Raw genomic sequence first — 7,009 nt, forward strand, 5'->3', positions numbered from 1 at the left:
CCCCTACATCTTTTTACAATTCATTTAAGATTGCTATATCCTCCCGATGCCCCGTCGCCGCAAGTATTGACAGTGAAAACTTTGGAATAATTGATTTAGCCTTCTCTGTTTCCCCCAGACCCAAAAAATATGTGATTTAATTTCTACAGTGATATGTAGGTGACAATATGTCTTCTTCACAACCCCCGTCAGGGGAAAGAAATCCTCTAGGATTGGATGAATTGATTGCTATCTTGGTTGCCTTCGGCACGATGGGAGCAATTTTATTTTGGGTAACAGGTAAAAATCCCGATCGATTGAATGCCAGAAATTGGCAATTTCCAGCCGTTTTCTCTCAGCCTGCTGTTACTCCCGCGACTCCGGGAATATTAACGCCAGAATCGCCAAGTTCGGATTTGCGATCGCCCGCGACAACCCCCCTTCCGTCAAAACCGGATGTCGCACCTGTGGCACCTTTAGGGCCGATTTTACCGGCAACTCCTCCGGTGGGTGTAATCGTTGTTCCTCCGAAGCCAATTGCGCGATCGACTCCCAATCCAGCAATTACCAAACCGAAAGCCGATAAACCGAAAGCCGATAAACCAAAAGTTGGGCCCGTTATATTATCCGATGTTCCAGACAAATATTGGGCGCGTCCGTTCATTGTAGCTTTAGTCGATCGCAAAATCTTTACTGATTTCACCGACAGCAAATTTCGTCCCGACGAACCGATGACGCGAGCCGAACTAGCGCGCTTAATTCAGCGAATGTCCGACGACAAAAAGCCGATCCGAAAACCCATTGATTTTAAAGACGTAAAAGACAAAAGTCCTGTCGCTCCGGCGATCGACCACACCGTCACAACTGGATATCTTAAAGGATACCCAAACAATGAGTTCCGTCCCGACAAAAATATTCCCCGTGTCGAAGTCATCGCAGCTTTAGCCAGCGGTTTGAGCCTGAAACCATCAACAAAAACAACCAAAACTTTACAAGTTTATACAGACAGGAAAAAAGTGCCGAAATGGGCAGTTAACAAAGTAGCAGCAGCCACGGAAGCTGGCATTGTGGTCAACCACCCGAAGCGCGCACTTTTGCAGCCTAATAGAACAGCAACTCGCGCTGAAGTAGCAGCCATGATTTACCAAGCTATGGCCAAAAAAGGCCAAGTACCTGCTAAGTCTTCTGAGTATGTTGTGCGGCTTTAATTAGAGGAATGAAGCCCTTCTTTTTTCTATGAGTCAGACTTGGGCTTGCGGGTAGTCAGAAACCGGGTTTTTTGCGACAATACTTCCTCATAGCTGACAGAATCAGCCAAAAACCCGGTTTCTTGGGCTTTCGAGCCGTCAGAAACCGGGTTTTTTGCGACAATACTTCCTCATAGCTGACAGAATCAGCCAAAAACCCGGTTTCTTGGGTTTGCGGGCAGTTGAGATCGATGTTAAAATCACAGGAATCATGTCAAATCATCATTCCACACTCATTGATTCGATTTGAGGCAATTATTATGTATCATCAGATAAGACTTGGGGATAATCAGCTCGATAGCAGCCATATTCAAGAAACAGTAGTTATTGATACTGATGGAGAAGTGCTCTTCTATCCCAATTTTTTTAGCATCGAAGAAAGCGATCGTCTTTTTTCAGATTTATATTCTAGTATTAACTGGAAACAGGATATTATTCATTTTTATGGAAAAAAGATACCTTTACCCAGACTTACAGGTTGGTATGGAGATGAAGGCAAATCATATACATATTCCGGCATCGAACAGCATCCCGATCCTTGGACTCCCACACTCAAATTAATTAAATCAAAAGCTGAAGAGATATCAAAAGTTACTTTTAATAGCGTGCTTCTCAATCTATATCGTGATGGTAAAGATAGCGTTTCCTGGCATAGCGATGACGAGCCAGAATTAGGAAAAAATCCGATTATAGCCTCAATTAGCTTTGGGGCAACTCGCCGATTTTCCTTAAAGCATAAAATCTCAAAAGACTACAAAATTGATATTAATTTGCTCAATGGTAGTTTGCTGTTGATGAAAGGTGAAACCCAGCATTGCTGGCAACATCAAATTCCTAAAACTTCTAAATTTGTGGGACCAAGAATAAATCTAACTTTTAGAATCATCAAACCCGTTTAAAATAAAGAAAATAAAATTTCAGCGCTGCTATCAAATCAGGGTTAATTGAGTTATGAAAAATCTACTTTTATTAGGAACCTTAAGCTTTAGTATTGCTTTTTGTTTGGGTATAGCAGTAGAAAAAAATATTCATAAAAGTGCTGCCATAGGTGGTATAGCGACAATTAGCACCCTTAGTAGTGCCTTCCTTTTAAGCAAAAAATCTGACCGAGAACTTGAAAATATCCGCAGCTATACCGAAAACTTAAAAACCCTTGAAAATCAGATTTTAAGCCTGAAAAATAAAAGAATAAAACTTGTACAGGCAATTGATAGCAACACTAAATCAAAAGCCACGATTGAAGCAGAATACAACTCAATTGCGATTGAAGTCGAGCGGCTTAAAGAAGAAGTTAAATCTCTCAATTTACAGCGAGAAAGTCTGCACAATGTAATTGCTAAGCATAAAAATCAAGACCTAAAAATTAAACCTAAAATTCCTGTTAAAACTGAAGTAGCAAAACCCATCAAAAAGACAAAAAAAACAATATTGTACAATTGCATTTTAGATGGATTAGAAAATTCGACAGACTTTTATCACAAAAACAACCAGGGAACCTTTGAAAACTATTTACAATCATTACAAAAACCCGCAGAAGCATTGTGGTATTCTTATAGATCGAATCAGGTTAAAGTAAATTATTCGGAGCCGTCAATTCAAGCAGTTTATTTGATGCGTTATTATCCCCATTATGCGTACATGAATTTTCAAATATTAGAAATGATACACGCTCAAAATTTATTAAATAATCTAACAAATGAAACGCTAGAAGTATGCTTATTTGGTGCAGGGCCATGTCCAGAAATCGTAGGTTTAAGTAAATACTTATCAGATAAGTATCAAAACATTAAAAAATTAACTGTTAATGTATATGATATTGCTTCTGAGGAATGGACTTTAAGCAGAAATATTACCGAAAAATTTGTGATACCGGAATACTGGTTCGGAGATTTAAAGCTAAATAGTAATTACCTAGATTTATGCGAATCTAATTCTCTTCACTCAATCAAAACAACAATTCAAAAAAGCCAAATGTTCATTTTTCAAAATTGTTTGAATGAAATTTATAATATATCTACAGTTCAAACAAATCTCAATTTTTTGCTTAATGAAATACCTGTAGGTGGTGTAATAATAATTATTGATTTATGTAACTATAACCAAAACACCACCATAATCGATCGATTGAAAGAACAAGTAAGTAATCGAGATGATTTTGAAATTTATTGCCCTCAAGCTAAAGATACTAAAATTAAAGCTTGCTTTCCCATTCCACCACTAATCACACAACATCTCTTAACTGGAAAAGATAAGTTAGTACCTCGTAGTAAAGATATCGATTGTCTTTTTATAAGTTTGCACAAAATTAATCTAAAAGCTTCGTAATTGATATGAAATTCGGTTGCAAAGGCATCGTTACGTTTGCTACCGCCTTAATTCTGAGGACTAAAGTTCTCACTCCGAACCAGTTTGTAGTAAGGACTTTAGTCCTTCTTTCTTAGTCCACGCTTGAGTGAACATAGAAACAAGCTAAATTAATCTTGAAACACCATAATACTGCCCGAATAGCAAGCTACCCAAACCTGATTAGTTTCTGGATCGTAGGTAATGCCGATTGGGCTTGAATTAACCTTCACTGTTTGCAGCACTTTCATATCGCTCGTCCTAACTTTGCTAACAGTATTCGAGAAATAGTTAACTACATAAAGCAGTTTTCCCTGATCGGAAATTGTCATGCTGCGAGGTGCTCTTCCTGTCGAAACTTTGTCCACCACTTTACCAGTTTTTAGGTCAATTTTTGCCACATTTCCTTCACTATTTAGAGTGGCATAAAGATACTTTCCGTTGGGATCTATCGTCAAATGACGCGGCGCCTTGCCAATATTTTTCAGCCATTCTACCGAAAAGTCTATGAGATTGACTTTCGCAATATTGGAAGAACCCATGATGGCAACATAGGCATTTTTTGAGTCGGGAGTAACAACAATACCGCGAGGATAGGCACCCAGTTTCACCCGCTCGATTTCGCTGTTTTTATTGATATCAACTATGCTCAAATCCCAACTGCACCAATTGCTAGCGAGGGCGAAGCGATTGTCAGGCGAAACAGCATTGAATTTCGGCACTGCACCGACAGGAATTACCTTTTCTATTTTTAACGTTTGGGTATTGATGCGGTACAGAAAACTTTGGTCGTGTTTTGCGGCTGGAGAACACCTGTCGGTTCCCGGATTGCTAAACCCAGAACCGTACATTTTGTAGTTGGAGACGTAGGCATATTTGCCATCAGTTGAAAAAGCGGCTTCTACGGGAGAGCCTTTATAATTGCCTTTGAATTTAGAAAATCCGAACTTCGACAAGTTTACTGTATCGGGAATAGTCTTGACTAATTTAAAGTTCCTGTCGTAAACTGTGATTGTGTGACGGTACATCATGTTTTGAGCAAAAAACAAGCCGTCTCCCGAATAAACTATTGATTTTGGCGAGATGTTGCCGTAAATTGTTTTTTTCAAGGTCATTTTTCCTTGAGTGTTGTCGGGAGGATTTACTAGCCTTGTGGTTGGTGATTCACTTTTTTTATCCTCGGAATTTTCAGCTTTAAAAGGTGGCAAAGATGGTTCTTGAAATAGAGGTTCTGGGGGCTGAGTTTTAGTTTTATCTTCGAGTTCGTTTGTGTTTTCTGTGGCGGTAGGAGATGGCGAAGGTCGATCGACAGTTGGCGCGATTTTTTCCGCAGCTTCAATACTCCCCTCTTCCGGCTTACCTTTCAGCGCTGACAAGGTTTTAGGGCCGACAATTCCGTCAACTTTCAGATTGTTGTCTGCTTGAAACTTTTTCACTGCAGCCTGGGTGATAGAACCGTAAAATCCTGTAGCCTTACCGCGAAAATAGCCTGCGTTTTGTAGAGTTTTCTGAAGTTGGGCTACTTCCGGGCCTGAATCACCTTTTTTGATGGCGAGTGCGGGATTGACTAAATTTAAAATTGTGAGAGCGATCGTAAAGAAAAGTAAAGGAGCAGAGGCTAACTTTAGGTGCATTTTTGAGTTAGTTCTTTGAAGCAGACATCTTGTACCATTTTCATGAACAGGCAAGATGCCTGTTCCACAAGAGTTTAAGTTGTTGTTTGTGGGGAGTAGGGGTTGGGCATCTTGCCCGCCCTTGAAAGCCTGATTTGTAGCCGTTTCCCAAGTTTTAGCTAAATGTAGGTAGGCTAGTCCGTCCATAGTTTTTACCGGGTATTTTTGGTGCTATGATACACCAGTTAATACCATTTTAGATTTTAGATTTTAGATTTTAGATTTTAGATGGGGAATGACTTATGGAATATGGGTTTGCAGCTTGCCGACCGTTGCATTCTTTTTTCAAACTTGTATAACATTGATTAAAGGAAAAATCTTATAATCAAACTTAGGGTAAAATATCCTAGCAGTTTTGAGAGCAGTTTTTAATGGTGTAAGCAAGTAGGAGCGATCGACAATGTGGAGTGGGGAACAAACAACCGCAGAATCAACGACAAAAGAATCCCGCCAGACGTTGCTGGGGGACGGTTACGGGGGACTATGCCAGCGGGCTTGGGTAGAAATCGATTTAGCAGCTTTAACTCACAATGTAAAACAGCTTAAAAAGCTCTTATCTCCTCACACACAACTGATGGCAGTTGTGAAAGCGGATGCTTACGGGCATGGTGCTGTTGCAGTCAGTCAAACAGCATTGCAAGCAGGTGCTAGTTGGCTGGGAGTGGCGACAATTCCCGAAGGAATAGAATTGCGAGAAGCTGGGATAGAAGCGCCGATTTTGTTGTTGGGGGCAACCCATACAGCCCCACAGGTAAAGGCGATCGCCCATTGGCACTTGCAGCCCACTATTTGTACTGCCAAACAAGCCTTAATTTTTTCGGAAGTTCTCGCAGGCATTAACCAATCTTTGCCAGTTCACGCTAAGTTAGATACGGGAATGTCTCGCTTGGGTACGCCCTGGCAAGAAGCAACAGAATTTGTGCAATTAGTCAAGCGGTTGCCCAATTTAAAATTAGCCAGTATTTACTCTCACTTGGCGACTGCAGACAGTCCCGACCCCACAGTTATGAGAGAGCAACACCAGCGGTTTCAACAGGCGATCGAGCAAATTAAAATAGCAGGAATTAACCCCCCTCGCCTCCACTTGGCAAACTCTGCTGCAGCCCTCGCTGACCCGGATTTGCACTACGATTTAGTGCGAGTCGGTTTAGCTACCTACGGTCTTTATCCAGCTCCTCACTTGCAGTCGAGATCCAATTTGAAGCCCGCAATGCAGGTAAAAGCTAGAGTAACCCAGGTGAAAACAATTGAAGCAGGAACCGGCGTCAGTTACGGCTATCAATTTATAGCTGAGCGGCAGACACAGATTGCCGTAATTGGTATCGGCTATGCAGATGGTATTCCGCGCAATCTTTCTAATAAAATGCAGGTTTTAGTCAGGGGTCAGTTCGTGCGGCAAGTGGGCGCGGTGACGATGGATCAATTAATGCTGGATGTAACTGATATTCCCGATTTAGAAGTCGGTGAAGTGGTGACTATTTTGGGCAAAGATGGGGAATATTACATTAGTGCTGACGATTGGGCCGCGACTTTAGGAACTATTTCCTGGGAAATTCTCTGCGGTTTTAAACACCGATTGCCCCGCGTAGCGGTACACTATTAACAATAGTCCGGCAGGGGTTTAAACCCCTGCCTCATAGCAAAAGTCGGTTGAAACCGACTCAAGAGTTTGAAGGATAAAATTATCGACAGTCCGGCAGGGGTTTAAACCCCTGCCTCATAGCAAAAGTCGGTTGAAACCGACTCAAGAGTTTGAAGGATAAAATT

5 protein-coding genes are annotated in these 7,009 nt (G+C 41.1%); 4 read left to right on the forward strand and 1 reads right to left on the reverse strand.

The features are described from left to right. The first annotated feature begins 167 nt into the window (after positions 1-167). From QUB20_RS13090 to QUB20_RS13100, 3 genes are all read left to right on the forward strand, one after another. Positions 168-1,187 (forward strand): S-layer homology domain-containing protein, encoded by a 1,020-nt coding sequence (locus QUB20_RS13090; RefSeq protein ID WP_333246617.1) that lies wholly within the window; start codon positions 168-170, stop codon positions 1,185-1,187. Between the two features lie 230 nt (positions 1,188-1,417). After that, positions 1,418-2,125, forward strand: a complete 708-nt coding sequence (locus QUB20_RS13095) for an alpha-ketoglutarate-dependent dioxygenase AlkB (RefSeq protein ID WP_333246619.1) — start codon at positions 1,418-1,420, stop codon at positions 2,123-2,125. Between the two features lie 52 nt (positions 2,126-2,177). Beyond that, on the forward strand, positions 2,178-3,551 hold the full coding sequence (locus tag QUB20_RS13100) for a hypothetical protein (RefSeq protein ID WP_333246621.1): 1,374 nt from the start codon (positions 2,178-2,180) through the stop codon (positions 3,549-3,551). A 149-nt stretch (positions 3,552-3,700) separates the two neighbouring features. On the opposite strand, the gene QUB20_RS13105 is transcribed toward QUB20_RS13100, so the two are convergent. Next, positions 3,701-5,389, reverse strand: coding sequence for a peptidoglycan-binding protein (locus QUB20_RS13105; RefSeq protein ID WP_333246623.1), 1,689 nt, complete (start codon positions 5,387-5,389; stop codon positions 3,701-3,703). 253 nt (positions 5,390-5,642) lie between these two features. On the opposite strand from QUB20_RS13105, the gene alr reads away from it, so the two are divergent. Next, the gene (gene alr, locus QUB20_RS13110) at positions 5,643-6,845 is read left to right on the forward strand and encodes an alanine racemase (RefSeq protein ID WP_333246625.1); all 1,203 of its coding nucleotides are present in this window, start codon (positions 5,643-5,645) and stop codon (positions 6,843-6,845) included. The last annotated feature ends 164 nt before the right edge of the window (positions 6,846-7,009 follow it).

Source organism: Microcoleus sp. B4-C2 (assembly GCF_036705265.1).
In the GTDB taxonomy this organism is placed as follows: domain Bacteria; phylum Cyanobacteriota; class Cyanobacteriia; order Cyanobacteriales; family Microcoleaceae; genus Microcoleus.